The sequence below is a fragment of the Fulverythrobacter ferritrahens genome, assembly GCF_020539485.1.
Classification (GTDB): Bacteria; Pseudomonadota; Alphaproteobacteria; order Sphingomonadales; family Sphingomonadaceae; genus Andeanibacterium; species Andeanibacterium ferritrahens.
The window spans coordinates 1,088,075-1,114,833 of the sequence record NZ_JACDXU010000001.1; the positions used below are offsets into that span (position 1 = coordinate 1,088,075).

General features: G+C 62.1%; 23 protein-coding genes and 2 tRNA genes. 6 read left to right on the plus strand and 19 right to left on the minus strand.

The annotated features are described in order from the left end of the window. Positions 1-39 precede the first annotated feature (39 nt). Positions 40-114 (plus strand) — tRNA-Asn (locus tag H0274_RS05255). 67 nt (positions 115-181) lie between these two features. On the opposite strand, the gene H0274_RS05260 is transcribed toward H0274_RS05255, so the two are convergent. The 5 genes from H0274_RS05260 to H0274_RS05280 all read right to left on the minus strand — a co-directional run bounded on the left by H0274_RS05260 (position 182) and on the right by H0274_RS05280 (position 6,293). Further along, positions 182-916, minus strand: a complete 735-nt coding sequence (locus H0274_RS05260) for a class I SAM-dependent methyltransferase (protein ID WP_226793703.1) — start codon at positions 914-916, stop codon at positions 182-184. Between the two features lie 62 nt (positions 917-978). Next, the gene (locus H0274_RS05265) at positions 979-2,181 is read right to left on the minus strand and encodes an MFS transporter (protein WP_226793706.1); all 1,203 of its coding nucleotides are present in this window, start codon (positions 2,179-2,181) and stop codon (positions 979-981) included. 15 nt (positions 2,182-2,196) lie between these two features. Beyond that, complete coding sequence (locus H0274_RS05270; protein WP_226793709.1) at positions 2,197-3,075, minus strand: SMP-30/gluconolactonase/LRE family protein; 879 nt, start codon at positions 3,073-3,075, stop codon at positions 2,197-2,199. Between the two features lie 81 nt (positions 3,076-3,156). Beyond that, positions 3,157-5,916: a preprotein translocase subunit SecA gene (secA, locus tag H0274_RS05275; protein ID WP_226793711.1), complete on the minus strand. Its 2,760-nt coding sequence runs from the start codon at positions 5,914-5,916 to the stop codon at positions 3,157-3,159. 104 nt (positions 5,917-6,020) lie between these two features. Beyond that, the gene (locus tag H0274_RS05280; protein WP_226793713.1) at positions 6,021-6,293 is read right to left on the minus strand and encodes a hypothetical protein; all 273 of its coding nucleotides are present in this window, start codon (positions 6,291-6,293) and stop codon (positions 6,021-6,023) included. Between the two features lie 125 nt (positions 6,294-6,418). Here H0274_RS05280 and argJ point away from each other — a divergent pair, with 125 nt between their 5' ends. Together argJ and H0274_RS05290 are read left to right on the plus strand one after the other, a co-directional pair. Continuing rightward, on the plus strand, positions 6,419-7,645 hold the full coding sequence (gene argJ, locus H0274_RS05285; RefSeq protein ID WP_226793716.1) for a bifunctional glutamate N-acetyltransferase/amino-acid acetyltransferase ArgJ: 1,227 nt from the start codon (positions 6,419-6,421) through the stop codon (positions 7,643-7,645). Then, positions 7,642-8,448, plus strand: coding sequence for an inositol monophosphatase family protein (locus H0274_RS05290; protein WP_226793720.1), 807 nt, complete (start codon positions 7,642-7,644; stop codon positions 8,446-8,448). The genes argJ and H0274_RS05290 overlap by 4 nt, the downstream gene beginning before the upstream one ends. Before the next feature lie 31 nt (positions 8,449-8,479). Here the strand turns inward: H0274_RS05290 and trxA are convergent, their stop codons facing one another. The 8 genes from trxA to ahcY all read right to left on the minus strand — a co-directional run bounded on the left by trxA (position 8,480) and on the right by ahcY (position 21,360). Further along, entirely contained in the window at positions 8,480-8,800 is a 321-nt protein-coding gene (gene trxA / locus H0274_RS05295; protein WP_226793723.1) for a thioredoxin, read from the minus strand. A 77-nt stretch (positions 8,801-8,877) separates the two neighbouring features. Further along, positions 8,878-12,333 (minus strand): double-strand break repair helicase AddA, encoded by a 3,456-nt coding sequence (gene addA / locus H0274_RS05300; protein ID WP_226793726.1) that lies wholly within the window; start codon positions 12,331-12,333, stop codon positions 8,878-8,880. Next, entirely contained in the window at positions 12,330-15,386 is a 3,057-nt protein-coding gene (gene addB, locus H0274_RS05305) for a double-strand break repair protein AddB (RefSeq protein ID WP_226793729.1), read from the minus strand. The genes addA and addB overlap by 4 nt, the downstream gene beginning before the upstream one ends. Further along, entirely contained in the window at positions 15,379-16,095 is a 717-nt protein-coding gene (locus H0274_RS05310) for a nucleotidyltransferase family protein (protein ID WP_226793732.1), read from the minus strand. The genes addB and H0274_RS05310 overlap by 8 nt, the downstream gene beginning before the upstream one ends. After that, a complete protein-coding gene (locus H0274_RS05315) occupies positions 16,092-17,075 on the minus strand; it encodes an aminoglycoside phosphotransferase family protein (RefSeq protein WP_226793735.1) in 984 nt (327 codons plus the stop codon). Before H0274_RS05315 ends, H0274_RS05310 begins: the two co-directional genes overlap by 4 nt. Further along, entirely contained in the window at positions 17,072-17,515 is a 444-nt protein-coding gene (gene tsaE / locus H0274_RS05320) for a tRNA (adenosine(37)-N6)-threonylcarbamoyltransferase complex ATPase subunit type 1 TsaE (protein ID WP_226793738.1), read from the minus strand. The genes H0274_RS05315 and tsaE overlap by 4 nt, the downstream gene beginning before the upstream one ends. Continuing rightward, entirely contained in the window at positions 17,512-19,854 is a 2,343-nt protein-coding gene (locus H0274_RS05325) for a sensor histidine kinase (RefSeq protein ID WP_226793741.1), read from the minus strand. Before H0274_RS05325 ends, tsaE begins: the two co-directional genes overlap by 4 nt. A 96-nt stretch (positions 19,855-19,950) precedes the next feature. After that, complete coding sequence (gene ahcY, locus H0274_RS05330) at positions 19,951-21,360, minus strand: adenosylhomocysteinase (RefSeq protein WP_226793744.1); 1,410 nt, start codon at positions 21,358-21,360, stop codon at positions 19,951-19,953. Positions 21,361-21,655: 295 nt separating this feature from the next. Here ahcY and H0274_RS05335 point away from each other — a divergent pair, with 295 nt between their 5' ends. Then, positions 21,656-22,135, plus strand: a complete 480-nt coding sequence (locus tag H0274_RS05335) for a peroxiredoxin (protein ID WP_226793747.1) — start codon at positions 21,656-21,658, stop codon at positions 22,133-22,135. 48 nt (positions 22,136-22,183) lie between these two features. On the opposite strand, the gene H0274_RS05340 is transcribed toward H0274_RS05335, so the two are convergent. The 5 genes from H0274_RS05340 to H0274_RS05360 all read right to left on the minus strand — a co-directional run bounded on the left by H0274_RS05340 (position 22,184) and on the right by H0274_RS05360 (position 24,603). Further along, a complete protein-coding gene (locus tag H0274_RS05340) occupies positions 22,184-22,657 on the minus strand; it encodes a GFA family protein (RefSeq protein ID WP_226793750.1) in 474 nt (157 codons plus the stop codon). A 16-nt stretch (positions 22,658-22,673) separates the two neighbouring features. After that, on the minus strand, positions 22,674-23,249 hold the full coding sequence (folE, locus tag H0274_RS05345) for a GTP cyclohydrolase I FolE (protein WP_226793753.1): 576 nt from the start codon (positions 23,247-23,249) through the stop codon (positions 22,674-22,676). Between the two features lie 100 nt (positions 23,250-23,349). Further along, positions 23,350-23,841: a hemerythrin domain-containing protein gene (locus H0274_RS05350; RefSeq protein ID WP_226793756.1), complete on the minus strand. Its 492-nt coding sequence runs from the start codon at positions 23,839-23,841 to the stop codon at positions 23,350-23,352. Between the two features lie 199 nt (positions 23,842-24,040). Then, positions 24,041-24,117 (minus strand) — tRNA-Arg (locus H0274_RS05355). 45 nt (positions 24,118-24,162) lie between these two features. Beyond that, on the minus strand, positions 24,163-24,603 hold the full coding sequence (locus tag H0274_RS05360) for a (deoxy)nucleoside triphosphate pyrophosphohydrolase (protein WP_319018204.1): 441 nt from the start codon (positions 24,601-24,603) through the stop codon (positions 24,163-24,165). Here H0274_RS05360 and H0274_RS05365 point away from each other — a divergent pair. Then, the gene (locus H0274_RS05365; RefSeq protein WP_226794476.1) at positions 24,493-24,861 is read left to right on the plus strand and encodes a Flp family type IVb pilin; all 369 of its coding nucleotides are present in this window, start codon (positions 24,493-24,495) and stop codon (positions 24,859-24,861) included. The genes H0274_RS05360 and H0274_RS05365 overlap by 111 nt on opposite strands. A gap of 98 nt (positions 24,862-24,959) precedes the next feature. After that, complete coding sequence (locus tag H0274_RS05370; protein WP_226793759.1) at positions 24,960-25,136, plus strand: Flp family type IVb pilin; 177 nt, start codon at positions 24,960-24,962, stop codon at positions 25,134-25,136. A gap of 106 nt (positions 25,137-25,242) precedes the next feature. Here the strand turns inward: H0274_RS05370 and H0274_RS05375 are convergent, their stop codons facing one another. After that, complete coding sequence (locus tag H0274_RS05375; protein ID WP_226793762.1) at positions 25,243-26,724, minus strand: M48 family metalloprotease; 1,482 nt, start codon at positions 26,722-26,724, stop codon at positions 25,243-25,245. Between the last annotated feature and the right edge of the window lie 35 nt (positions 26,725-26,759).

The window sequence follows — 26,759 nt, forward strand, 5'->3', positions numbered from 1 at the left end:
GGGCCTGAATATAGGCCCACTCCTGCCCGGCAGGGCTGCTCCCCGATAGCTCAGCGGTAGAGTAGGTGACTGTTAATCACTTGGCCGTAGGTTCGAATCCTACTCGGGGAGCCACTACCTTCCAGGTGGCAAAAAAGGGGCCTTTCGGCCCCTTTTCTTTTGACCCGCATATTGGCGCCGCTCAGCCCGGCTTGCGGAAGCGCAGGGCAAATTTGTCCGTCTCTCCACGGATCGCCGGATCGCTTACTCCCAGACCGTGCTTGTCATCCGGATTGTGCAGCACATCCGATTCTGCCTCCAGCTTGAACCCGGCTTCAGTCACTGCGGATTTCACCGCTTCCGGATCGATTCGGTGGAGCGTGCGGGTAGCGCTGGTTCCCGTCCCCGGCGCGGAATGATCCTCCACGAAATAAATGCCACCCGGCTTCAGCGCCTTGAACACCGAACCGTTGATACCGGCGATATTGCCGTTGGCCATGTCGTGGTAGTTTTCCGTGGTCCAGACGAGGTCCACCGGCTTTTCCAGCGTGAAATCGGCGAAATCGGCAACTAAGACCGTCACATTGCCATATTCCGCAGCCAGCTTGTTGATCGCATCCAGCCCGCCGGGCCGGCTGGCGAAGAAGCTGGGCATCATGGCATAGACATGCCCCTGGGGCCCAACGGTCTTGGCCAGAATGCGTGTGTAATAGCCGCCGCCCGGCGCGATCTCCGCCACGATGTCGCCCGGCTTCACGCCTGCGAACGTAACGATCTCACCCGGCTTGCGGGCATTGTCCCGCGCCGTATCCGTGGCTGGTCTGCCCTGATCGGCAACCGCAGTGGCCACAGCCGGGCTGACTTCGGCCTGCGCCGGAACGGCGACCGCCATGGCAAGGGCAATGCCGGCGATCCCGGCAAGAATGGATGATTTCACGGCTCTCTCCCTGATAAGCACTGTCGGGCAAACGCGGGAGAGGAGCAGCTGGTTCCGTCGCCCTAAGCCGCCCGCTCCTGCCCAGCACGCTTCTGTGTAAGGCCCACAAGCTGGATCGCAAAGGGAACCGCAAAAAGCACGATCATGGCCGCCCCCGCAAACCACGGGATATCATGCCCGGCCGATTCGTAGATCAGGCCGAAAGCAGGCGGCGCAACGATGCGAGAGAAGGCGTTAGAGGCCATGATCAGCCCCATCACGCTGCCCTGCCGCTCCACGGGTGCCGTACGCGACGTGAGCGCCCCTGCAGTGGGAAAGGCAAGGCTATGCCCGACCATCAGCATCCCCATCAACGCGACCGCCACGTAGGGTTCCCGCAGGATGGGCTGCAGCAACATGGACAAGGCGATGATCAGCAAGCCGGCTGTGATCACCCGCCCTTCCCCAAAGCGCGTCACCAGCGGGTGCAGCAGGAACAATTGCACTACCAGGCCGCCCAGGCCGATGGCGATGAAGGCAAAGCCAAGATCGCGCGCAGTCCATCCGAAATTCGACTCGCTCCACAGACCATAGATCGCCTCGCTCGAAGCGAAGGCGGCAATGCCGAAGAAGGAAATGACGAACAGGCGGAACAGCAGCGGGCTCTGGACGATATAGGCAAAGCCCTCGCTATATTTCGGCAATGCACGGGCTTTCCCGGCGGGCGGATTGACGTCCCGCAGCACCAGCAGAGACCAGACTGCAGCGACGGCAGACAGCCCCGCCGCCACCAGAATAGGCGCCCGGAAATCGGCCAGCGCCGTGCCTGCACCCGCGAACAACCCGCCAATCACCGGTCCGAAGGCGAAGCCGAGGCTGAAGGCCGATCCGAACAGGCCCATCGCCTTCGCCCGCTGTTCAGGCGGGGAGGCATCTGCCAGGAAGCCCTGCGCGACGCTCAGCGTACCGCCGAAGAAGCCGTTCACCACGCGGATGGCGATGGCCAGCCACAGTACTGGCGCAAAGGCGAAAGCCACATAAGTCACCGCCGCGCCGGTGGTCGTCAGCACCAGCACGGCTCGCCTGCCCCATTTGTCGGACTGGCGGCCCCAGTAGATTTCGCCAAAGACGTTGCCGAGGCTGTAGGCCGCGAAAAGCAGCGCCACTTCGAACGGGCCCGCCCCAAACAGCGGACCATAGAAGGGCAACAGCGGCAGGATCAGACTGAAGCCCGCAATGTTGATGAACACCGCGAACATCAGCGGGAACATACGCCGGTCAATCATGTGGGAATGCCTCTGTCAGCCGCCGTAGCGCGGTTCGGGAATACCGGTGGCTCCAAGTCCTTCGATCAGGAAGATCAACCCGTCATCAGGTTCTGACGGCTTGCCGATGCAGGAAGGATCGATGGTGGGGACGAACATCCGGTCCAGATCCGGCCCCATGAACATGCAACTGGCGGGAATGTTGGTGGGGAACTTCACTTCCCTCAGCACTTGCCCTTCAGGCGAGAGGCACAGCACCACCCCGCCCTCGCAAATCGCCACCCAGATGTTGCCATCCGTATCGACGGTCGCGCCATCGGGAATCGGCCCATAGGATGAGGTGTCGAAGAACTCGCGCCTGCCGCTCACCGCCCCGGTTTCTATATCATAATCATAGGCATAGATCATGTGGCGCAGACTGTCAGAATGGTAGAGAATCCGGTCATCGGGCGACCAACACGGGCCGTTGCCGAGATGGATGTCATCGTCGATCTGGGTGAGTTTGCCATCGGTTCCGAGAGACCAGAGCCCGCCCAGCGGCTCCTTCATCGTGCGATGGCTTGTGCCGAAGACGAAACGCCCGCGCCTGTCCACTTTCCCATCGGCCAGTTGCAGCGCCGGATTGGGCGGGTCCATCAGGGCAAAGAGAGATACCTCTCCGCTCGAGAAATCGAGGTAATGAATGCCCGTGACGAGGGCGACAATCGCGCCGTCCGGCCGGGTTCCACTGCCGCGCAGAGCCATCGAGCCGATCATGTCGGGCACGTCCCATGCCCTGTGTTGGCCCGTGGCTGGATCCCACCGGAAGACCTTACAGTCCACGATGTCGATATAATAGAGCGCCTGCTCGGCTACGTCCCAGACCGGGCCTTCACCCACCTTGCAACGCGGCAGATCGAGTTTCTGTATCTGCATGGTCCCTCCACTCCCGTGGGGGACCATAACAGATGTTACAATTGCGGCAAGCGAGAGAACGCTCGCCCTATGCCATAGAGATCAGGCAATCGCCCCGTGGCAATGCTTGTACTTCTTGCCCGAACCGCAGGGACACGGCGCATTACGGCTGACATTCATCTCACGATAGGGATCGCCCAGAACCGCACCTGGCACCACACCGGGCGCAGGCGCCATTTGCGGCGAACCGGCGAGCGAGCCGAACATCTCTTCCTGTCCAGCGGAGCCATCACCATCATTGCTGTCGTCCATCCCGGTGAAGGGATCGATATGGCCCGTGAGGAAGGAAGGCAGTTCAGGCAGTTCCGAAACCGGTTCCGGCGGAGCGATCCGTAATTCGCTGGTCATCAGAATGCGGGTCACATCCTCGCGAATCGTTTCCAGCATGCGTTCGAACAGGCCGAAAGCTTCCTGCTTGTATTCATTGATCGGCTGCTTCTGCGCGTAAGCGCGCAGGAACACCACCTGACGCAGGGCGTCGAGCGTGGCGAGGTGTTCCTTCCAATGGAAATCCAGACGGTCGAGCAGCACCTGCTTTTCGACCTGCCGCCAGATCGATGCGTCCGAAGCGGCGATCTTCGTTTCCATGTGCGCATCGGCCAGTTCGACGAGCCGCTGTTCGATCAGTTCAGGCTCCAGCGCATCTTCCTGCATCCAGTCATCCAGCGGAGCTTCCAGCGCCAGCACATCGGCAATGCGTTCCTTCAGCCCGGCGATATTCCACTGCTCGGGATAAGAGCCCGGAGGGCAAGCCTCGGCCACCAGCGCGTTGACCGTCTCGTGGCGCATATCCACCACGACATCGTCAACCGCCTCGCTATCCATGATTTCGGCGCGCTGTTCGTAGATCACCTTGCGCTGGTCATTCATGACGTTGTCATATTCGACCACCTGTTTGCGCACGTCATAATTGCGCGCCTCGACCTTCTTCTGTGCCGTCTCGATAGCTTTGGAGAGCCACTTGGACCCGATAGCCTCACCATCGGCGAGGTTCGAATTCATCATGCGGGCAAACAGCGTATCGGGGCCAAAAATGCGGAGCAGATCGTCTTCGAGGCACAGGTAGAACTTGGAAAGGCCGGGGTCGCCCTGACGTCCGGAACGGCCGCGCAGCTGGTTGTCGATACGGCGACTTTCATGCCGTTCCGTGCCGATGACGCAGAGCCCGCCAGCATCGAGAACCTGCTTCTTCTCTGCTGCGATTTCCTGCTTGATCCGCGCGAGCGCGGCATCACGCTCGGGACCTTCAGGCATATCTTTCAGCTCGTCTTCCGCCCGGAATTCGAGATTGCCGCCCAGCTGAATGTCGGTGCCGCGACCGGCCATGTTGGTGGCGATGGTCACCGCGCCGAGCCGACCGGCCTGTGCAACGATATGCGCCTCGCTCTCATGGAAACGGGCGTTCAGCACATTATGCGCCACCCCTTCCTTGCGCAGGAAGTCCGAGAGAAGCTCGGATTTTTCGATCGACACGGTGCCGACCAGCACCGGCTGGCCAATCTCGTTCTTTTCGCGGATCAGCTTCGCGATCGCCTGAAACTTGTCATTCGTGTTCTTGTAGAACTCGTCTTCCTCGTCGATCCGCTGCACCGGCACGTTGGTGGGGATTTCAACGACGTTGAGCTTGTAGATGTCGTAGAATTCCGAAGCTTCCGTCGCAGCTGTGCCGGTCATGCCGGAAAGCTTGGGATACATGCGGAAATAGTTCTGGAAGGTGATCGAGGCCATCGTCTGGTTCTCAGGCTCGATCTTCACCCCTTCCTTGGCTTCCACGGCCTGATGCAGGCCGTTCGACCAGCGGCGGCCATCCATCATGCGGCCAGTGAACTCATCGATGATGACAACCTTGTTGTCCTTCACGATGTAGTCGATGTCGCGCTTGAAGATGATGTTGGCCTTCAGCGCCTGGTCGAGATGGTGGACCACCTGCGTGTTCTCGACATCGTAGAGATTGTCGGTGGCGAGCAGGCCGGACGAGACGAGCAGCTTCTCCACCTCTTCGACGCCGTCTTCAGTCAGCGAGACATTGCGGGCCTTTTCGTCAACATCATACCATTCCGCCGGAATGGTCTTCACCACCTGATCAATCGAAACGTAGAGTTCGGACTTGTCCTCGGTCGGGCCCGAAATGATCAGCGGAGTACGTGCCTCGTCGATCAGGATCGAGTCCACTTCGTCAACGATGGCGTAGTTGAAGGCGCGCTGCACCATCTGGCTGCGCTCATGCTTCATATTGTCGCGCAGGTAATCGAAGCCGAATTCGTTATTCGTGCCGTATGTAATGTCGCAGGCATAGGCCTCGCGGCGCTGATATTCGCCGATATTGGGAACGATCACGCCCACGGTCAGGCCCAGCCAGCGATGGAGCTGCCCCATCCATTCAGCGTCGCGCCGGGCGAGATAGTCGTTCACCGTAACGACATGCACGCCCTTGCCCTCGATGGCATTGAGATAGGTCGCCAGCGTGGCCACCAGTGTCTTGCCCTCGCCCGTGCGCATTTCGGCGATCTCGCCGCGATGCAGCACCATGCCGCCAATCATCTGCACATCGAAATGGCGCATGCCCAGCACACGCTTGGAAGCCTCGCGCACGGTGGCAAAGGCTTCGGGCATGATGTCATCCAACGTCTGACCATCTGCCAGCATCTGGCGGAACTTGGCGGTCTGGGCCTGCAATTCCTCGTCGGAAAACGCCTCCAGCTGCGGCTCAAGCGCGTTGATCTGGCGGACGATCTTGTCGAGCGATTTGACGTAACGGTCGTTGGACGAGCCGAAAATGGCCTTGGCAATGGCGCCGATCATGGGAAAATCCTGTGCTGTATCGGGAATCCGGGCATGCCGGACAGAACTGGCCGCACACGCGCATGGCGTCGCAACCCGGGCTTCAATCTATCGGAAAGCGGGCGCTATTCGTGCGCGCGGTCAGCCTGAAGCTGAACCGTGGGGATCACAATCGTGATGACGGCCGGACGGCAGCCCGGCATTTGCGGCTTCCTGTCGCCAATGCGCTCGACCTGGATGGTCTGCTGGGTAACGGCCTTGTCCGCACATTTGGCGACACTGTCGCCCGCCGCGTGAAGTTCAAGCCCATCAAGCGCAATCGCACGAGCCTGTGCAGGCGCTGCCACGGCGGCAAGCCCGGTAAGGATCGCAAACAAGGTCAAAATACGCTTGAGCATCGATCGCAAGATAGTCGCGACTTTGCCGCGCGTCCAGTAGCGGCGGCCACACAAATCGATGCTGCCGCCTGTCGGCCACGCTCGCCACTTGCCCGCAACCGGCGTCGGACCTAATGGCTGCCCTCATGGAACTCGAAATATCGCCGCTCGCGAAGCCTTTCCCCGACATGCCCCAGATCGCAGGCGTGACCCTGCGCGTCGCGCGCGCGGGTTATAAGGATTGGGGCCGCTGCGACCTTACCTATGCAGAGCTGGCGGAAGGCACTGTCGTGGCCGGCGTGTTCACCAAAAACGTCTGCTGTTCTTCCGAAGTTGAACTGGGCCGCGAACAGGCGAAAGCCGGGAAAGCCCGCGCGCTCATCGTCAATGCAGGCAATTCCAATGCCTTTACCGGCTATCGCGGGCGCGAGGCGGTGGAGCAGATCATGGGGCAGGTCGCCGCCCATCTGGGCTGCGCGCCTTCCGAAGTGTTCGTCAGTTCCACGGGCGTGATCGGCGTCCCCCTGCCGAAGGACAAGGCACGCGCCGGCGTCGAGGCGGTTCTGGATGCAGAACCCTGCAGTTGGGAAGACGCGGCGAGGACCATCTCCACCACGGACACTTTCCCCAAGGGAGCGATGACGCAGGCCATGATCGGCGGAAAGACAGTGACACTGGCCGCGATCATCAAGGGCAGCGGCATGATCGCGCCCGATATGGCGACGATGCTTGGCTATATCTTTACCGATGCCGCAGTTTCGCCAGCGTTTTTGCAGCAGGCCCTTTCGGCGGCCAATCTGCGGACCTTCTCCTGCATCACCGTGGATAGCGACACCTCCACCAGCGACACTGTGCTGGCCTTCGCCACCGCCAAGGCAGGCAACGATCCGCTGACTGGTGAGGACAGCCCTGGCGCAGATGCCTTCACTGCCGCGCTGCTCGACATCTGTCGCCAGCTCTCCCACCTCGTGGTGCGCGACGGCGAAGGGGCGCAGAAATTCATCACGGTGGACGTGACGGGCGCCGTTTCGGATGAAAGCGCACGCAAGATCGGCCTCGCAATTGCCAATTCCCCGCTGATCAAGACCGCAATCGCAGGCGAAGATGCCAATTGGGGCCGTGTGGTGATGGCAGTGGGCAAGGCAGGCGAACCGGCCGACCGCGACAGGCTGTCCATCGGCTTTGGCGGCGTCTGGGCCGCGAAGGACGGGCAGCCTCTCGCGGATTATAACGAGGCACCGGTGGCTGAGCATCTCAAGGGCCGCGAGATCGACATTTCAGTCGACATCGGACTTGGCGATGGCCGCGCCACCGTCTGGACCTGTGACCTGACACACGGCTACATCGCGATCAACGCGGACTATCGTTCGTGAACCCGGACGGCTTGCACGATGCCGTCCATTCCCTGCTACGTGATGTAGCCCGCCAGGCGATCCTGCCGCATTATCAGACGCTCGCAGACCATCAGGTAACGGCGAAGGCGGCGGACGATGTCGTCACTGTGGCGGATCACCTGTCGGAGGAAATGCTGGCCGAAGGGCTGGCAAAGATCATCCCCGGCCTTTCCATCGTGGGCGAAGAAGCGGCCCATGCCAATCCTTCCGTGATGGACCGGCTTTCCGCCCCATGCTGGATCGTCGATCCTCTGGACGGCACCCGCAACTTCGCCAGAGGCAAGCCACCCTTCGGCATTTTGCTGGCACTGGCAGAAGGCGGGGAATGTCATACGGGCTGGGTTTATGACGTTCTGACCGACCGCTTCTGTGTCGCTCATCGCGGCAAGGGCGCCTTTGTGAACGGTCGGAAAATCACGGCTCGCCCCAGCGAGGGAACCCTCCCGATAGCCGCTATTTCGCTGATATTCATGGACCCGGCCCGGCGGGAGGCGATCATCGATCAGGTCGCTCCGCATTACCGCTGCGTCGATGTGCCCTATTGCGCGGCAGAGCAATATCCACGGCTCGCGCTGGGGGAGAACGACATCGCCGTCTTCGAGCGGACCCTCCCGTGGGATCACGCAGCGGGGGTGCTTTTCCTCAACGAAGCCGGGGGAAAGGCCGCACGGCCAGACGGTTCAGCCTATCGCGTGGACGATGGGCGCAAAGGCCTGCTTTGCGCGGCGAGCCCGGCCTTGTGGGATAATTTGGCCGGCCTGATGGAAAACCTGCCGGCCTGAACCCCTCCTCCGAAGAGGAGGGGAAATCACATCACAGAACGCTTTCGATCCAGCTCTTGATCTGGCTCTTGGGTGCGGCGCCGAGCTTGTGAGCCACAGGCTGACCACCCTTGAACAGAACCATCAGCGGGATCGACTGGACGCCGAAGGCGCTGGCGGTTTCGGTGTTTTCCATGATGTCCACCTTCGCGATGGTCACCTGTTCGCCCAGTTCCTCGCTGATTTCTTCCAGCGCGGGAGCGATCATCTTGCAGGGGCCGCACCAGTCAGCCCAGAAATCGACCAGAACGGGCTTGTCGGAATTGATCACGTCATCGGCAAAGCTGGCGTCGGTCACGGCCTTGGTAGCCATCGGGATTCTCCTGAAACGTCGTTGATCTGCAATTTAGGCAGGCTCGCCCCGAAGGCAACGGGCCGAGGGTGAAAGGATTACTGCGCTGGGGACAAGTGCGCTTTGTGCTCTGCCAGCAAAGCGGCAGGCAAGGCGAACAATTCAGGCGTCTGGGTATAGAGAACCGCAGCCTCCACTACCCGCCCCGGATAGATTACCTCCAGCGCAGCGACATAGGCCGCCATCTGGCGCAAGGTGGCCATCGGGATTTGCGTAAGCGACCGGGGCGGACGGGCAGCTGTCTTGAAATCCACCACCATCACGCGGTTGGCAGTGACGAACAAGCGGTCCGCAGTACCGGCGATTACCCTGCCCTCGACCGTGGCCGCCAGCGGAACTTCGGCAAGCGCGGAAGGGGAGAATATCTCGGCCCAGTCGGGAGCGTTCAGCACCGCCAGAGCCGCTTCCGTCATCTCTTCGCGGGTTGCTTCATCCAGATCGGCAGCCCGACGCGCCAGCCACTGCCGGGCAGCCCCGGCGCGAGCATCCCGTTCAAGCTCGGGCAGGCGTTCCAGCAGGGCGTGGATCAGTGTCCCCCTTCGCGCAGCCGCCTCCATCGTTCCGGGAGGCATAGGCGGCATGGGCGCAGTATCCTCGCCAAGCGAAGACGGCGCGAGCGGGCGCGGCGGGCGCGGTTCCGGCCCTATCGGCCGCAAAGCCCATTCCGGCAAGGCGATGGAAGCCTCCCCGGAAACCGCCGGGCTTCCGCCCGCTACTGGTGGCGGCAAAGCTCCAATTTCCCAGCGACGCCCCCACACAGGGTCTTCGATTGGCTCCCCGGTGAATATCGGGCGAAGCTGCGCATGCCAGCTATCAGGCGCGGGTTCATCCTCCCGGCTGCCAAGCGCACCGCCAATGAACAAAGCCTCTTCCGCACGGGTCATCGCCACATAGAGCAGGCGCCAATGTTCCTCCCGCTCGGCAGCGGCACCCGCTGCTTCGGCCTGGGCGATACGCCCCACCTTTTCCTCGCCTGAAAGGCTCGGCAAAGGCACGCGTCGCCCCGCCCCGCCCGGCAGGATCTCTTCAAGTTCCAGCCCGCGCGGCGGGGATGTGTCGGGATTTCCAGCCGCATCCGCCAGAATGACGATCGGTGCCTGAAGCCCCTTGGAGCCGTGCACGGTCATCACCCGCACCAGATCGCTGCTTGCCCCGGCCTCGCGCTTCAATTCACCCTCGCCAGCATCGAACCACTGAATGAAGCCCTGCAGACTGGGTGTAAGCGCGCTGGCATAAGCGAGCGCCGCATTGAGCAGTTCGTCAATCGGATCATTCGCCTCGCGCCCAAGCCGGGCGACGAGTTTACGACGTCCTTGCCAGGAACCAACCAGAATCCAGTGCAACAACGCCTGAGGCGGCTCGTAATCCGCACGTGCCAGCAATTCGCCCAATTGCACCAGTGTGGCCCGGACGAGTGGATCGGATGAAGCACGCAGGTGGCCCCACAGGCGCACCCGGCCATCTTCCCGCCAGCCATGATCGAGCAAATCCTGCTGGCTCCAGCCGATCAGCGGAGAAACAAGCAGATTGGCAAGATTGAGGTCGTCCAGCGGCTGCGCGGCAAAACGCAAGGCGGCCATCAGGTCTTTCACCGCCAGAGGGGCGCCAAGCCGAAGCCGGTCCACCCCTGCCACCGGCACGCCGGCCGCATAGAGCCGCGCGACGATCAGCCCCGCCAGATCGCGGCGCTTGCGGACCAGCACCATGATGTCGCCCGGCCCGGCGTTGCGATGCCTCCCCTTGGCGAGCGGGAAGCCCTGATCGAGCCATGCCTTGACCTGCCGGGCAATCTTGCCCGCCATCCGGCGTTCCGCGCTGGATATCCAGCTCTGCTCGCCTTCATCCTCTCCTGCATCGTTGGCCTCGGAGGAAACCGGCTGCCACAGAATGACAAGGCCGGGGCGATCATCACCGAAATGCTTTTCCGGTTCATCGCTCAGGCCAAAACGACCATGCCCGATGGCGGCGATCGCCTCGTCCACGAAAGTGAGGACTTGCTGGGCAGTCCGGAAGCTCTGGCCAAGCCCGAGGTCGAGCAAGTCCCGCGCCGGTCCGCCGCCGCGCGCTTCCCGCGCATTCGCCACCGCACCCGCCAGCGCCTTGCGCACCCGATCCCGCGCCCTCGCGAAATTCTCGGGACTGGTGCCCTGGAAACGGAAAATCGCCTGCTTGTAATCGCCCACCACGAACAGGGTGCGCATCTTGCCATCGCGCTGCCCCAGTCCGGCGAAGAAGTCCCCTGTCAGCGCATCGATGATCCTCCATTGCGCCTCATTGGTGTCCTGCGCCTCATCCACCAGAATATGATCGAAACGCCGGTCCAGCTTGTAGCGGATCCAGTCCGCCAGATCGGAGCGATGGAGCAGGTCGGAAGCGCGGCGAATCTGGTCGTCGAAATCGATCAGCCCTTCGCGATTCTTCGCATCTTCCCATGCCAGCGCGAATTTTCGGCCGAGCATCAGGGCCGATAGTAGCCACTTCGCCAGGCCCAACAGAGCCTTGAACTGCGCGACTTCGGCAATCCGCTCCCCCACGCGGGCGACGTAATCGGGGTAGGCCGGATCGATCCCGAGCATTTGCTTGAGGCTGCGCGGCTCCCCCTTCTGGGTGAAGAGCGCGCTTTGCAGATCGCCAAGCCGCTCCGCCCGTTCGCCGGGGCTTGCAGCCAGCCATTCCCCGATGGCCGAAGCAGTGTCCTGCCCGGTCTTGGCCTTCCATCCTGCCTGCGCCGTCATGCACATGCGTAGCGAGACAGTGTCAAAACGATCATCCGCGCATAACGCCACGATATCCGCTTCGGACGCATCGGCGGGCAGACCGAGCAACTGGTTCAGACGGTCAGCAAAAGGAGGAATCCAAGCCCCTGCACCGAACCATGCCTCTCGCGCCTGGGCGCATGTCATCAGCCAGGCTTCGACCGCATCCGGCCCTTTCCTGAGCGAAAGGTCCGCCAGGGCATCGAGCGTTTCTTCGTCACCCTGCTGCTGCGCCTCCACCAGCATTTCCGCCAGCACCTCCCGCGCCAGCAGACTACGCTCGCGATCTTCCATGGCACGAGTGCCGGGAGTAAGGCCTGCTTCCTCGGGAAAGGCCGAGAGCAGCCATTGGGCAAAGGCGTGGATCGTGTCGATCCTCAATCCACCCCCCGGGCAATCGAGGACGCTGGCAAACAAAGTGCGAGCCCGTTCGATGGCATCGGGCCCAAAATCGGCCCCGATTGCCTTGAGGTCCGCCGCCAGATCGCCGTCCGGCATACGCACCCAACCGGCCAGCACCTCATTGACGCGCACGGCCATCTCCGCCGCGCCAGCCTTGGTAAAGGTCAGGCAGAGAATCTCGGAAGGCTGGACATCAGGCTGGAGCAACAGGCGAAGCACGCGGGCGGATAGCACCTGGGTTTTGCCCGTGCCCGCTGATGCCGAAAGCCACACAGTGCGTTCCGGATCGACCGCATGGGCCTGATTGCCCTTGAGCGGATAGACCTTGCCGCTCACGTACCCTTCTCCCTAGCCCCGTTCTGCTTGGCCCCGTTCCCCTTAGCCTCGTCCTCCAGTCCCATCCATTCATCCAGACGCATCAACTGGTCATATTCGCCATAATTGGGCAGATCGGGATTGAGCCGCGCAGTGAAGGGTTCGGCGCCCAATATCCAGCGGCTGAGCGCGTCGTGCAGATAGTCTTCCGTCCTTTCGAGGAATTCCTCGCGCAGCAGGCCCGTCTTCTTGCGCCCTTCCTTGATAGGCTCATCCCGCTTGCCGAACCCGGTTTCGCTCTGCGGATTTTTTCCGAAGGACCAATATTCGAAATGGGTAGGTTCTCCGGTGATTACCTCACCCGCACTGTCGCGGATCTTGCCGGCCTGCGCCATCAGCCCCAGAACCCCGAGTTGGAGCGCAAAACCTTCCTCCACCATTCTGCCGGAGGGCGGAGAGCCTGTTTTGTAATCGACAATGGCCAGTTCGCCGCCCGGCAGGCGGTCGATCCTGTCAGCGCGGCCACGCAGCGTTACCCCGCGCACTTCCATTTCGCCCCAGGCTTCGACAGCGGCTACTTTCCGTTCGGGCAAGCGCTCGGTCAGCTCGCTCTCGATCCACTGCAGCGCCGCCATCAGGCGCGGCCGCCACAAGGTCCGCATCAGAGGATGCGCGTTGATCTGTTCCAGCACCCGTTCCGCGATCGGGGCAAGCTCACCCCCCTCAAGGTGCCATGCTTCGAGAATCTTGTGTGCGGCGTCCCCCCTCCAGGCCGCAGTGGGCACTGTATCCAGCGCATCGAGGCTGCGCAGTTTGAGGATGGCATTGGCATAGAACTGATAGGGATCGCCGCGCAGCCGATCCAGAGCGGTGACGCTGATCGGAACCTTCCGCCGCTCGGCCGACGGCATCGGCTGCGGCCGCAAATATTGCGGTGCACGGGGCGCCGCATCAATGGCGCGAGCAAGCCTGACGGCCTCTGCTTCCCGGTGATCGCCCAGCAATTTCTCTCCCAGCAGCGCCTCGACGCGCAGGAGAAAGCGCGAAGGGATGGCCGGGCCGGATATGTCCCTGTCGGCCCTGCTGAGCACCACTTCCGGCGCGCCTAGCAGGCCGGCAAGGTCATGTGCTGAAAGGCCGATACGGAAATCGGCTGCGGGTACGCCCAATATTCGCAGAATGGCAGGCGCCAGCAGGGAATCCTGCGTAGGTATCTGGGGCCAGCTTCCTTCATTCAGCCCCCCGCAGATGACCAGTTCCGCGCGCGTCATCCGCGCTTCCAGAAGGCCGTAGATCGCCACGCGCGAATGGCCGCCCCAGGGCGGACGAACGGCGATAGCATCCATCCGCTCGCGCAGCACCGCGTGCAGATCTTGGGGGGCCAGCAAGGTTCCCACGTCACGGGCGTGGAGCCTCAGATCCTCTACCAGCGAAGCCAGCGCACGTCCGTCTTCCCGGGCCCACAGGGCTTCGCCGCACAATGCCTCTCCGGCAGACGCCAGAGCGTCAAGCAAATCGGCCAGTGGAGCTTCGTCCCTGCCGCCCAGTTCCAGCAACGGCACAAGGGCAGCTTCGATATGTTCCCACCAAGGGAGAATGCCGGGATCCCGCTCGGCCAGCTTCATCGCCAGTCGGCGCGGAACGGCAAGGCCAGGTTCGGGCCGCGGCCCGCGCATATCGCGTTCCAAGGCACGCGCACGCTCAAGCCAGTCCGGCCGCCCCTCCCCAGCCCCGGCGAGGGGATGGCCCAACAAGGCCATAAGCGGGACCGGCGCAGCATGATCCGCCATGATCTCGCCCAGCAGCAGAAGAACCCGGCCCGCCGCCGTTTGCGACAACGGCCTGCCGGCGGTGTCGTCGGCCGCGATGTTCCAGCGCTGCAGATGGGCTGCCACGCGGCCGGCAAGACTGCGATCCGGGGTCACCAGCGCAACCCGCTTCTCCGACTCTTCCAGCGATTGCCGGATGAGCAGCGCGATGGCTTGCGCTTCTTCTTCGGGATTGGCGGTGTTCATGATCCGCACACCTGCAAGGCGGCGTTGTTCCGCAGGCATCGTGGCCCATTGCTTGCTGGCCTGTGGCGGCAGGAACAGGCTGGAAATGGCATGGGTACGCTCGGGCGGCCCCTTTGCCATCCCGGCACGATGCCATTGCTGCACCTCCTCGCGTGCCACCCCCATGCGGTTAAGCAACAATTTGAGGTGATATTGCGGATGGGTAACGGCATCCCCCCGCGCAAAGACCGGCCCGCCCCCCTCCTTCGGCGCTCCGGCGCAGCCCAATTCGTCCCACACCGCATTGTCCATCGACAGGTCGAGGTCCGGCAGGATTACCCCGCCCTGCGGCAGTTCGGAAATGACTTTCAGCAGGCGCGCAAGGGCCGGTGCCGAGCTGGTTACGCCCGCCACAACGATTGGGGAAGCTGGCGGGGCCGCCCGCCATTTGCGCGCTGCCGCGTTGAACAACATGTTGCGCCGGGTGGCCGCATCCACCTCGCCCCGTTCCGCCAGCTCTGCCAGCCAATATTGCTGAACCGTAGCGAAAAGCCGGGTATTGGCGGACCAGTGGTGAGACAGATCGGCGAGGACATTCAGCACCTCGTCGCTCCACAGCCGTTCCGGCGCGACGTCCTCGACCAGCAGACGATCCATCGCCTGCGCGATCTGGGCAGCAAGCCGCAGAGCAGTTGCGCCTTTTCTGGCCTGCTCGCCTCCATGTTCGCGCACCAGTTCAGCCAGCCGCAGCCAACGGCGCGTGGGATCGGCGGCGGGTGGAATATCGCCAGTCTCTCCGATCGGATCGAACAGAGGGCCCAGCGTCTCATCCAGATCGAGATCGCCAACCACCGCCATGCGCGGCATCAGCAGGCCGGATTGGCCTTCCTGAGTGCCGTAATGACGGATGAATGCCTCTGTGACCGTGCGGATGGCGCGGCGGCTCGGCAAAAGAAGCGTCAGCCGGGCAAGGCCGAAATCCTCTTCCGAATAACGCGGCACCAGTCCCGCCACCAGAGCATCGGCAAAGCCGCGATGGGCAGCAATCGAATAGACCTGAGGGCCCGACCGCTCAGCCACGTTTCAAAGCGGATTCTGTGGGCCCAATCGCGCCTGGCTCGCCCACTTCGAACCACTCCCCCGCAAAACAGAGCCCGTAAAGCCTGCCTTCCTCGATCGCGCGGCTCCACAGAACATTGGTCGAGAAGGGCCCTTCCGGTGCATCCCGCAACAGACGGTGCGAAACGAGCTGGATGCCGCTGTAGATGAACGGCGCGATCCGACCCGAGCGCCGGCGCGAAATACGCCCCAACGGGTCCATCTGGAAATCACCCTTGCCGCGATAATTGAAGGCTCCCGCATGCGGCACCAGTAACAGCAGGGCATCCATCCGTTCAGCATCCCAGCTTTCCGAAAGCTCCCGAAAGGCATCATAGGGCCCGTCGAGCCAGATATTGTCCGCGTTCACAGAGAAGAACGGATCGGGCAGCAATGCCTGCGCCTTCACCATCCCGCCGCCGGTTTCCAGCAGCAGGGCGCGCTCATCCGAAATGGTGACCTTGGGCATAGGCCGGGCGCCAAGATGGGCTTCCAGCGCATCGGCCAGATAGTGAACGTTCACCACCGCCTTCGTCACCCCGGCAGCGCCAAGGCGATCCAGTACATGGTCGATCAACGGCTTGCCGGCCACCCGCACCATCGGCTTGGGCTGGGTCGCAGTGAGCGGGCGCATGCGCTTGCCGAGGCCGGCCGCGAGCACCATCGCCGTATCCGATGCAAGTGTGCTCACCCCAGCCCTCCTCCGCACCTCTCCCGGACATCCTTCGGGATATTGGCATCGAACCAGCGCGCGACAGGCTCAAGTGCAGGATGAGCGAGATCGCGCTCCAGCGCTTCCCACACGCGCGGGATGAAGGCGAGATAGCGCGACTTGCCGTCCCGCTTCCAGAGGCGGGCGAAGATACCCACGATCTTGGCGTTACGCTGCGCGCCGAGGCGGGCATAGTCAGCCGTGAATTCGGCGTCATGTTCCGGCCCGCCATTCACCTGCGACAGGTAATGATCGAGCATGGCCCGTTCGAGTTCCATCGAAACATCACGCCGGGCATCCTGCAGCAGCGAAACGATGTCATAGGCCGGGTGGCCCACAAGAGCGTCCTGGAAATCGATCAATCCCTGCGCGCCATTCGGCAGCAGCATGATGTTTTCCGCGTGATAATCGCGCAGGACAGTGATGCCGGGCGCCTGTCGGGTAATGACCGGGGCCATCACCTTATCCCACGCATCGGCATAGGCAGCAGCGTCCACTTCGATCCCCGCAGCCGGGCAATACCACTCCGGGAAGAGCGCCACCTCGCGCTGATAGACCGCCATATCATAGGGCGGGAACGGCCCGGGCGACGAGCGGTGGAGCTTCACCAGCGCGTCAATCGCACCGCGATAGGTTTCCTGCTCGGCAGCGGGATGGACATCCAGCCAGTCCCGCATCCGATCGGAACCGAAATCTTCCAGCAGGACGAGGCCCCGCGCGCGATCCTCCGCATAAATAGCGGGAGCACGATGGCCATGTTCGGTGAGCCAGTGAGCGACATCGAGGAACGGCCCCGGATCTTCATGAGGGGGAGGCGCGTCCATCAGCATCGCGCTTTTCGCGCCATCCCGGATACGGAAATAGCGACGGAAACTGGCATCTCCGGGCAAAGGTTCAATGGACGCACCTTGCCAGCCTGCGCTGGCGAGGAATTGTTCGATACCGTCAGGCAGGCTCATGGAAATCGCCCTAGCCAATCCGCCCCCGTCTCGACAACGGCCTTGCGCCCTTCACCCGCAATTTCCAGCGCGATGGAAAGGCAACCGGGCTCATGAGCGAACCCCCCGGCATGATCCGGCCATTCGGCAATCATCGCCGCGCCCTCCCGATAATCGTCGAGCCCCAGTTCCTCCGCTTCTTCCGGGCGGGACAGGCGATAGAAATCGGCATGAACCAGCGGCAAGCGGACGGCTGGCGGATCGTAGGTTTCGATGATGGTGAAGCTGGGTGACGGAACCTCGCCCTGATGGCCCAACGCCGCGATAATCGCCCGCGCGAGCGTCGTCTTCCCAGTGCCAAGACCGCCGGTGAGCGCCACCACGTCTCCCGCCCGCAGGCGTTCAGCAATTCGGCCGCCCAGATGTTCCATCGCGGCGAGATCGGGGAGATCCACGATCATGGCAGAATCATCGTCACGGTCGTGCCAGCGCCTTTTTCGGACACGAGCGAGAGCTTGCCGCCATGCGCCTCGATCAATTGCCGCGCGAGCGGGAGACCGAGCCCCTGCCTACGGGCGACCGTCTTGCCGTCATGGGCGACCTTATAGCCTTCAAGCGCGCGGGCAGCATCGGCCTGGCTCATACCTCCCCCGTTGTCGGAAACCACGATACGCACCCCCTCTTTCACGCGCGCAATATCGACCAGTATTTTTCCGCCCTCCGGCGTCGCGGCAATCGCATTGTCCAATATATGGCCGATTGCCCGGCCAAGGCGCCGCTTGTCGGCCTGGATGCGTCCTGCCGATCTGTCACCGCGCAATTCAAGCGACAGGCCTCCGCCGGTAATTGCTCCTTCACGGTCCCGCACGATCGTCGTGAGGAACGGGAACATGTCGAGCGGGGCCAGGTCGAGCGGAAGAAGGCCGGCCTCGCTTTGCGAAAGATCGAGGACATTCTCGATCTGCTCTCCCAACCGGGCGACAGATTCGAGAATTGCCGCAACATATTCCTTGCCGCTTTCGGAGAGTTCCCCGGCCACCCCGCTCTGCAGCAATTCTGCAAAGCCACCGATGGACGTGAGCGGCGTGCGGAATTCATAGGACATGTTCGCGAGGAAGCGGGTCTTCACAGCATCCGCTTCTTCCAGAGCGGCATTACGCTCCCGCAGGGCAGCCTCGGCCTTCTGAGAATCCGTGATGTCGAGCACGGTGAGCAGGCCATTGCCGTCCGGCAAGGGAACGCCCGCGAATTCCAGCGTGCGCCCATCCGCCAGCACGACCCTGCCCTTCTTCTGTCGACGATCGAGGGTGGCCGCGCGGACGACATCCCCGATGGAATCGGCCTGAGGAGGCCGTGCGAGACGGTCGCGGATCTGGGCGAGCAGCGCCGAGACATGGGGGTGCGCGTCGAGAAATTCGCCGTCGAGCCCCCAGACCGCCAGAAAACGCCGGTTCCACAATTGCAGCCTACCGTCAGGCGCGAAGACGGCCAGGGATTCGAACAGGGAATCGAACGTCGCCGTCCGGGTACGCAACAGCGTGTCACGCGTGGCGGACAATGCAAGCTGCTCCGTCCGGTCTTCCGCCACCAATACCAGCCCACCATCCGGCATGGGCTGGCCTACGATGCGCAGATGCGTCCCATCCGGCAGAGGCCAGGCCTCTTCCTTTGGCGAGCCCGCGGCAAACCATGCCCCAAGTTCACGCCGCCACGCCGGAAAGTCCCGGACTTCCGGTACGCGATGAGCATCGCGTGCAATGTCCAGGAAACGGTCGAAATCCGGCGGATCGATGGCGATCGTGCCGGGAAGTTTGAAAATACGCTGGAACGGCTGGTTGGCGAAGGTGAGGAACCGCCGTTCATCGAACTGCGCCACCCCGACGCTCAGTTGGTCGAGCATGGAACGCTGCGCCTCGCGGAACGCCTTGAAGGCGCGGCCCAGCTCTTCCATGTCCTCGATGTCCACGGCATATCCTGCCACGCCTTCTTCGCCCAGAGGCAGATCGCTGACGCGCAATGCGCGGCGCTGCCCGTCGATAGTGGCGGAAACCATGCGCTCGATCGGCATGTCCTTGGCATGGGCCTGACCCGCGACCTGAGCTGCCGTCAGGCCATCGGTTGCCTCGATCAGCTCGATCTGTCCTTCAACCGCAGCCTCCGCACTCGCAGCGCCAACAGCATCGACATAGGCGGAATTGACCAGCCGCAGCTTCATATCCGGTCCACGAAACCACATGGGCATTGGCGCGGCCTCAATCAGGCCGACAAGCGCAGCAAAATCGCCTCGCGCCCGCGCGGCTTCCGCCCGCAAACGCGAAAGTTCGGTCTGGCTGTCGGAAAAATCGAAAAACCATACGAGCGCCGCCCCGCCCGGAGACACCGAAGGATCGGCCAGATGACCATGTACCGCCAGACTGCGGGTGGTTCCGCGCGGCGTGACCACCATGCGGAATGGGGCCGCGGTTTTCTGCGCGCGGCGAACGTTCTCGTCGAGCTGGGAGAGCTGGTCCGAAGCCAGCCCGTGCGTGCGGGCATCCAGTTCGGAGAGATAACCCGGCACTGCGTCGAGCCCCAGCCAGGACGCCAGCCGCTCAGGCGCTTCGATCCGGCCATCCGCCCGCACAAGCATCGGAACCGCGGGCGATTCCTCGACCATCCGGGCAAGCCGCTTGGCCGCCCGGCGCGCGCCCTCGGCTCCACGCGCCGCGCCGTTGGAACGCAACACGAGCAGAGCGGCGCCAAGAGTCCACGCTGCCAGCAGCAGGCCGAGCAGCGCCAAAGCGGTGGGGCTCATTTCCATCGCGACTTCGCTATGCCCGGCAGGCCGCGATTACAATGGTATCGCTGGCAATCCTCTTGTGGAAAGCGGCGGATTTCTCCGCCGCCCCACATTCGATCAATAACGGTAATGATCAGGCTTGAACGGCCCTTGCGCCGGAACGCCGATATAATCGGCCTGCTTCGGCGTGAGCGTCGTCAACTTTACGCCCAGCTTTTCAAGATGCAGCGCAGCCACCTTCTCGTCGAGATGCTTGGGCAGGACGTAAACCTGATTGGCGTAATCGTCGCCCTTGGTGAACAGTTCGATCTGCGCCAGCACCTGATTGGTGAAGCTGGAAGACATCACGAAGCTGGGATGGCCGGTGGCGCAGCCCAGATTCACCAGGCGGCCCTTGGCAAGAACGATGATCTGCTTGCCGTCCGGGAAGGTAACGAGGTCGGTACCCGGCTTGATCTCGGTCCACTCGTAATTGTCGAGCGCCGAAATCTGGATCTCGCTGTCGAAGTGGCCGATGTTGCAGACGATCGCCATCGGCTTCATCGCCTTCATATGTTCGGCGGTGATCACGTCTTCATTGCCCGTGGCGGTGACGAAGATGTCGCAGCGCGTCACGGCTTCTTCCATCGTGACGACTTCATAGCCTTCCATGGCCGCCTGCAGCGCGCAGATCGGGTCGATCTCGGTCACCATCACGCGTGCGCCGCCCTGGCGCAGCGAAGCGGCCGAACCCTTGCCCACGTCACCGAAGCCCGCAACACAGGCAACCTTGCCGGCCAGCATCACGTCGGTCGCACGGCGGATAGCGTCGACCAGCGATTCCTTGCAGCCATAGAGGTTGTCGAACTTCGACTTGGTCACGCTATCATTCACGTTGATCGCGGGGAAAGGCAGCTTGCCGTTCTTGGCGATGTGATAAAGGCGGTGAACACCCGTCGTGGTTTCTTCCGACACGCCCTTGATCGACTTCACCGTCTCGGTGAGGTATCCCGGACGCGCCTTGAGGAAGGCCTTCAGCGCGCGCTGGAACTCGATTTCCTCAGCATTGGCCGGTTCGGGCAATTCATCGCCCGCTTCCACCCGCGCGCCCCACAGGGCGAACATGGTGGCATCGCCGCCATCGTCCAGGATCATGTTGCAGGTTTCGTCACCCCAGTCGAAGATGCGACCCACATAATCCCAGTAATCGGCGAGGCTTTCGCCCTTGATCGCGAATACTGGGATACCCCGGGCTGCGATGGCGGAGGCGGCGTGATCCTGCGTGGAGAAGATGTTGCAGGTTGCCCAGCGCACATCGGCACCCAGCGCCACCAGCGTTTCGATCAGCACAGCCGTCTGAATGGTCATGTGCAGGGAGCCGGTGATCCGTGCGCCCTTCAGCGGCTGCGCCGCACCATATTCTTCACGAAGGGCCATAAGGCCCGGCATTTCGGTTTCTGCAATCGCGATTTCAGCCCGGCCATATTCGGCGAGAGAAATATCCTTCACGACGTAATCGCCGGTAATTGCCGCAAAATTGGTCGCCACTGCGTGTTCTCCGGGAAGCGAGACAAGAGGAAAGATGCCAGCAAAGGGGGGTGGCATCCCTTGCAACGCTCTTAGACGTTGCCGGGACCGGAGGTAAAGCCGGGTTACGACGAATAGATTTCAAAATACCAATCGCGGATGGCCGATCTGTGCCGGACGCCATGTTCCCTCTGCCCTCTATGGGGAACCATCAAGCGAAATTAGCCCTGAGGCAAGAAACTCCCGGTTGCGCCCCCGCACTCTTGCAGCCTATCCCCGCGCCAGGACGGATAATGGCTCTGGAAAGGTATATGACATGACGATTTCTGTTGGCGACCAACTGCCTGATGTGAAGCTGGTGAAGGTGACCGCGAACGGCCCTGAAGCCGTGCAATCGGGCGAATATTTTGCGGGCAAGAAGGTTGCCCTGTTCTCGGTGCCGGGTGCCTTCACCCCCACCTGCTCGGCCAAGCACCTGCCCGGCTATGTCGAAAAGGCCGAGGAACTGAAGAGCAAGGGTATTGACGAGATCGCCTGCACGGCCGTGAACGATGCCTTTGTGATGGGCGCATGGGGCAAGGCCTCCGGCTCGGATGCAGTCACCATGCTTGCCGATGGCAATGGCGATTTCGTGAAGGCACTGGGCCTCACCATGGACGGAAGCGGCTTTGGCATGGGCACGCGGGGCCAGCGCTTTTCGCTGGTGGTCAACGATGGCGTGGTGGAACAGTTGAACGTCGAGGCCCCCGGCGACTTCAACGTCTCCAGCGCGGAATATATGCTCGGCCAGCTCTGAGGCTGAATTCGGGGCGGTTCTTTCGGATCGCCCCACCCGGCCCTGTCTTCAGGGTCTTTTGCCGTGCTCCGCAAATTCAGCGATGAGGCCGGCATATTCTTCCATCTTCGGAAAACGCTCGAAGCTCCGGCGCGCAGGAGTGGCAACCCAGGGCAGGCGTTCTGCCAGTTGCATCTCTGCGTAAGGCTCGAACCATGACGCTTCATCAAGCATCGTCGCGCGCAGGTTCACGAAGCCCATCTCCGGTTCTAAGGTAGTAAAGACCCAGCTCTTGCATGCATCGCAATGATGGTGATGCACCGCGGCGCCGTGGACGCCGCCTGTCACCACCGTTCCCTGGGAGAGGCGAAAGCCCGCCTGTGGAATTGTCAGCGTGGTGGAAAAGGCGCTGGCCGACATGCGCTGGCATCCAAAGCAATGGCAAACGCTGGCCAGCAGCGGTGCAAGCACGACCTCGAAGCGCACAGCACCGCACCGGCATCCTCCCGTCCATGGGAGTTTCCATTCAGCCTGTGCGTCCATGTGCGCCTCCAGCCTTTTAATACCCCATCAGCCGGAGCACTTCCTCGCGGCTGCGGTGATCCTTGCGGAACACGCCTGACACGCGGCTGGTCACCATGCCGACGCCGGGCGTCCTGACGCCGCGCGCGGTCATGCAGGAATGGCTTGCCTCGATTACCACGGCCACGCCGCGCGGCTTGAGATGCCGCTCGATACAATCCGCCACTTCGGCGGTCAGGCGTTCCTGCACCTGCAGGCGGCGCGCATAGCCGTGCAGCACTCTGGCAAGCTTGGAAATGCCTACAACATGGTCGGTCGGCAGATAGGCAATTGCCGCCTTGCCGATGATCGGGGCCATGTGGTGTTCGCAATGCGACTGGAAGGGAATATCCTTCAGCAGCACGATCTCGTCATAGCCGCCCACTTCCTCGAACACGCGGGAGAGGTGTATGCCGGGATCTTCGCTATAGCCTTCGCAATATTCCTTCCATGCGCGCGCCACACGCGATGGCGTATCGACCAGCCCTTCACGGCTTGGATCGTCACCGGCCCAGCGGATCAGCGTACGAATGGCTTCCTGGACCTCTTGGGGCACGGGGGGTTTGGTGCTCATAATTCCAATTCCTGCCACGCGAGCCCTCAGCCGGGCAACGCCATGGATGGCCCGTTAGAGTGCCAAACCCACTTCGCCAAGTGCCCCTTGGTCCATCGAGCTATTCCTTGGCGTCTTCCTTGCGTTCAGGCGTAACTTCCGCCTCTGCCGTCTCTGCCGCTTTGCGCCGTTCGAACACCTTTTCCATGAAGGCTTCATCTTCCTTGGTGAGGTGCTCGGCAAAATCAGGGAAATGTTCTTCTTCCTCCTCATCGATGTGATGGAGGTACTCGTCGCGCAGCTGGCGGAACTTCACCAGCCAGGCACCGCTGGCCATATCGGTCGCTGCGATATCGTTGAGCGATTCTTCGATCTCGTGATGCTCCGCCACGGAATGGCGGGTGTCGTCGGTGGTTTCGGGCTTGCGCATCATCGTGGAATAGAGCGCCTGCTCTTCCGCCGCGGCATGGCCCTTCAGTTCAATGGTGAGTCTTTCGAACAATTCGGCCCGCTCATCCGATTCCCCGTGGGTCTGCTCGATGCGCTCCAGCAGTTCGCGATGGAGATCGTGATCCTGCTTGAGACGTTCGAAGATATCGCTGTTTACGGCCATGCTCTCTTCTCCATGCAGTTGCAGATGCAGTTGGAGTTCGTGAAACGCAGGGCCGAACGGGGCCGTTCCAGCGGCAACGGGGAAGCGTGTGCCGTATAAGGGGAAGCGTGCGGAGCCTCCAGGTGCGGCTTGGAACGGGCGTCACAAACCGCACAAAACAAAAGGGCCGCCCCTTCGCAGGAGTGGCCCTTTTGTTTTTTGGCGCACCCGGAACGATTCGAACGTCCGACCCTCAGATTCGTAGTCTGATGCTCTATCCAGCTGAGCTACGGGTGCGCTTGGAGGGCGGCCAATAGGGCTGAGTTTTCATCTTGGCAATACCTATCCGACGTCTTTTTTCAGATTCCTGAGACTATCCAGCAAAATTATGTCGAGAGGCGGCTTTTCCAGCGCCTTGGCCTCCTGGAATGTGAACCAGCCCCAGCCTCCACCCTCGTAGGCATGGGGTTCTCCCTTCCAGAGCGTCACAGTGTAAAGAAGAATGACAATCGCGGGGTTGGCGCCGTCCGGATGCGATTCAGCAAAGGCCGCCGGCGCCATGCCTGCCGGATCGAGAATTATCCCTAATTCCTCATTAATCTCTCTGATCAGCGCCATTACAGGCGTTTCCCCAAGCTCAACCTTGCCGCCGGGGAACTCCCACAACCCTCCATGATGCTTCCCGAAAGGGCGCCTGTGCATCAGCACCCGGCCATCCCCGTGCATGATCGCGGCAGCCACTACCGGCATCCATGTCGGGATATTTTCCAGGTCAGTAGCCATCAGAAACCTTTTGTTAGGATTTGTATGGGAAATGATGATCGTCAGTCCGAATTGGACGGGGGTAACAGAGCAGTGAAAAGAAATCTTTTCGGTGCGATCCTGGAAGATACCAGGGGTGCTGCCGCCGTCGAATACGGATTGATCGTGTCATTGATTGTGATTGCGATCGTCGGGGCGCTGCAAGGCGTCGGAAATGGCAATAGTGGGTTGTGGGCCCTGATTGTCGAGAAAGCCGATTTCGCGATGGGGCAATTTTGAGATTAGGCCTTTTTCAACCTTTGTCACGTAGTCACAACCTGCCCGAACCAGTCATGTGGGGTTGGCCCGGGCGCGAAGATTGTACCAGGAGACAAGCGATGAAGTTCATGAACAAGCTGCTGCGCGACGAAGCTGGCGCCACCGCAATCGAATACGGCCTGATCGCCGCCCTGATCGCCGTTGCCGCCGTGACCGCGATGAGCACCCTCGGTGGTCAGTTGAAAACGACCTTCAACACCGTCGAAACCAAGATGGCCAACACCCCGGCCACGTAAGCTTCGACATGGCAGCGGTCAGGATCTGACTGCGCCATAGCAAGCATATTAAAGGGCGGCAGGGAAACCTGCCGCCCTTTCCATATACCTGCTTGTCATAGGCGGCTTAGTTACCCCTTACGACGACCTTGACCTTCTGCCCTGCCTTCACCGTATCGCCTGCGGCAAGTCCGTTCAGCACCCGGAAGCGGGCCTCTCGCGAATCCGTGTAGGCCATGCGATTGGCCAGCGAGGCGACAGTGTCGCCGCTCTTTACGGTCACCACCTCCAGCTTGCGCGGCGTGACAGCGGCGGCCTCCGACGCACTGAGCCGCCGCATCGATGCAAACATCCCGTCAAACACGCCTGCCTGCCCGACCGGAGCGAGGGCCGCGAAATGCAGCGCCTGACCGCTGGAAAACTCATAGGCATAGACAACTACGTCCACCTGCCCTTCCCCGCTCTGCACACGCGCGGTGCCGACCATGGCCGGGATGCCGTTTACTGTGGTGCGCTTGACGCTTTGGGGAGCAAGGGTCTGCTGGGTGCCGCCGAGTTTCTGGAATACCTGCCGCACATAGGTTTCCAGATTGCCATTGTAGGCCGCACGGGAAAGTTGGGCCTTGCCGCTATTGCCGTTGATCGAAACCGCATCGGCTCCGTTCACCATGTAGAAGCCCTGCGGTGCCTTGAAGGACATGCGCAGATCGGGATGGATGAACTGATTCCCCTCGATCACGCCCTGATGAGCATCGTCACCATAGACGATGCCGCTGACCCGGGTGAGGAAAGCATCACGATTTGTCGTTCCGCCATTGGCCGCGCCAGCCAGTTGCAGCGCATTCTGCACGCGGGAGGCCGGGTCCGGGTGCGTGGAAGCCCATTCCGGCATACGCGCATCCCGCCCCTGAAGCTGTGCATCGAGAGAGTTCTGCGCGGCGAGGCTGGCCAGAAGGCTCGCCATGGCGCGTTTGTCGTAACCGGCAGTGCCCAGATACTGGACGCCCAGCCCATCGGCCTCCAGCTCCTGCCCGCGCGAATATTTGAGAGTCGCCAGTTCAGGGACTGTGCTGGAGATTTGCTGCCCCAGCCGCCCCAGTGACGAATCGCCCAGCAACACGCCTGAAAGAATCTGCCCCAGCGCGCCGAGAAGCGCATTCTGCTGCGCCGCCTGTTGCCGCTTGGCGGAATGACGCGCGGCGACATGGCCCACTTCATGCCCCAGCACCGCCGCCAGTTCCGCCTCGTTGTTCATCAGGGCGACCAATTGCCGGGTGACGTAAACATAGCCGCCGGGAATCGCGAAAGCGTTATTCACCGAGGAATTGAGCAGCGTCACCTTGAAGGCCCCGGGCGAATTGCCCAGACCGGACTGGAAAGCGATGTTCTGCCCGACGCCGATCACATAATCGGCCTGAGAACCACCCATGGCGCCGCCGAATTCGGAAACGATCTGCGTATGTGCCTGGGCGCCCTGCTGGGCTTCGGTGGGAGTGATCGGGCTCCCCGCTGAGGCAATGGGGCCGCCAGCCATGCAGCCGGCCAGCGCAAGGCAGGCCACCCCGCCAAGCGCCGTGGAACGTGTGCGAATCTTCGCAAATGCAGACATGAATGCTCCTCCGTGCGGCTCGTATGGCCGCTCCA

Coding starts and splice junctions, on each gene's coding strand:
- H0274_RS05265 (WP_226793706.1), bottom strand. CDS start 2,181: ATGATTGACCGGCGTATGTTCCCGCTGATGTTCGCGGTGTTCATCAAC.
- H0274_RS05270 (WP_226793709.1), bottom strand. CDS start 3,075: ATGCAGATACAGAAACTCGATCTGCCGCGTTGCAAGGTGGGTGAAGGC.
- secA (WP_226793711.1), bottom strand. CDS start 5,916: ATGATCGGCGCCATTGCCAAGGCCATTTTCGGCTCGTCCAACGACCGT.
- H0274_RS05280 (WP_226793713.1), bottom strand. CDS start 6,293: ATGCTCAAGCGTATTTTGACCTTGTTTGCGATCCTTACCGGGCTTGCC.
- argJ (WP_226793716.1), top strand. CDS start 6,419: ATGGAACTCGAAATATCGCCGCTCGCGAAGCCTTTCCCCGACATGCCC.
- trxA (WP_226793723.1), bottom strand. CDS start 8,800: ATGGCTACCAAGGCCGTGACCGACGCCAGCTTTGCCGATGACGTGATC.
- H0274_RS05315 (WP_226793735.1), bottom strand. CDS start 17,075: ATGAGCCTGCCTGACGGTATCGAACAATTCCTCGCCAGCGCAGGCTGG.
- tsaE (WP_226793738.1), bottom strand. CDS start 17,515: ATGATCGTGGATCTCCCCGATCTCGCCGCGATGGAACATCTGGGCGGC.
- H0274_RS05325 (WP_226793741.1), bottom strand. CDS start 19,854: ATGGAAATGAGCCCCACCGCTTTGGCGCTGCTCGGCCTGCTGCTGGCA.
- H0274_RS05335 (WP_226793747.1), top strand. CDS start 21,656: ATGACGATTTCTGTTGGCGACCAACTGCCTGATGTGAAGCTGGTGAAG.
- H0274_RS05340 (WP_226793750.1), bottom strand. CDS start 22,657: ATGGACGCACAGGCTGAATGGAAACTCCCATGGACGGGAGGATGCCGG.
- folE (WP_226793753.1), bottom strand. CDS start 23,249: ATGAGCACCAAACCCCCCGTGCCCCAAGAGGTCCAGGAAGCCATTCGT.
- H0274_RS05350 (WP_226793756.1), bottom strand. CDS start 23,841: ATGGCCGTAAACAGCGATATCTTCGAACGTCTCAAGCAGGATCACGAT.
- H0274_RS05365 (WP_226794476.1), top strand. CDS start 24,493: ATGATGCTTCCCGAAAGGGCGCCTGTGCATCAGCACCCGGCCATCCCC.
- H0274_RS05360 (WP_319018204.1), bottom strand. CDS start 24,603: ATGGCTACTGACCTGGAAAATATCCCGACATGGATGCCGGTAGTGGCT.
- H0274_RS05370 (WP_226793759.1), top strand. CDS start 24,960: ATGAAGTTCATGAACAAGCTGCTGCGCGACGAAGCTGGCGCCACCGCA.
- H0274_RS05375 (WP_226793762.1), bottom strand. CDS start 26,724: ATGTCTGCATTTGCGAAGATTCGCACACGTTCCACGGCGCTTGGCGGG.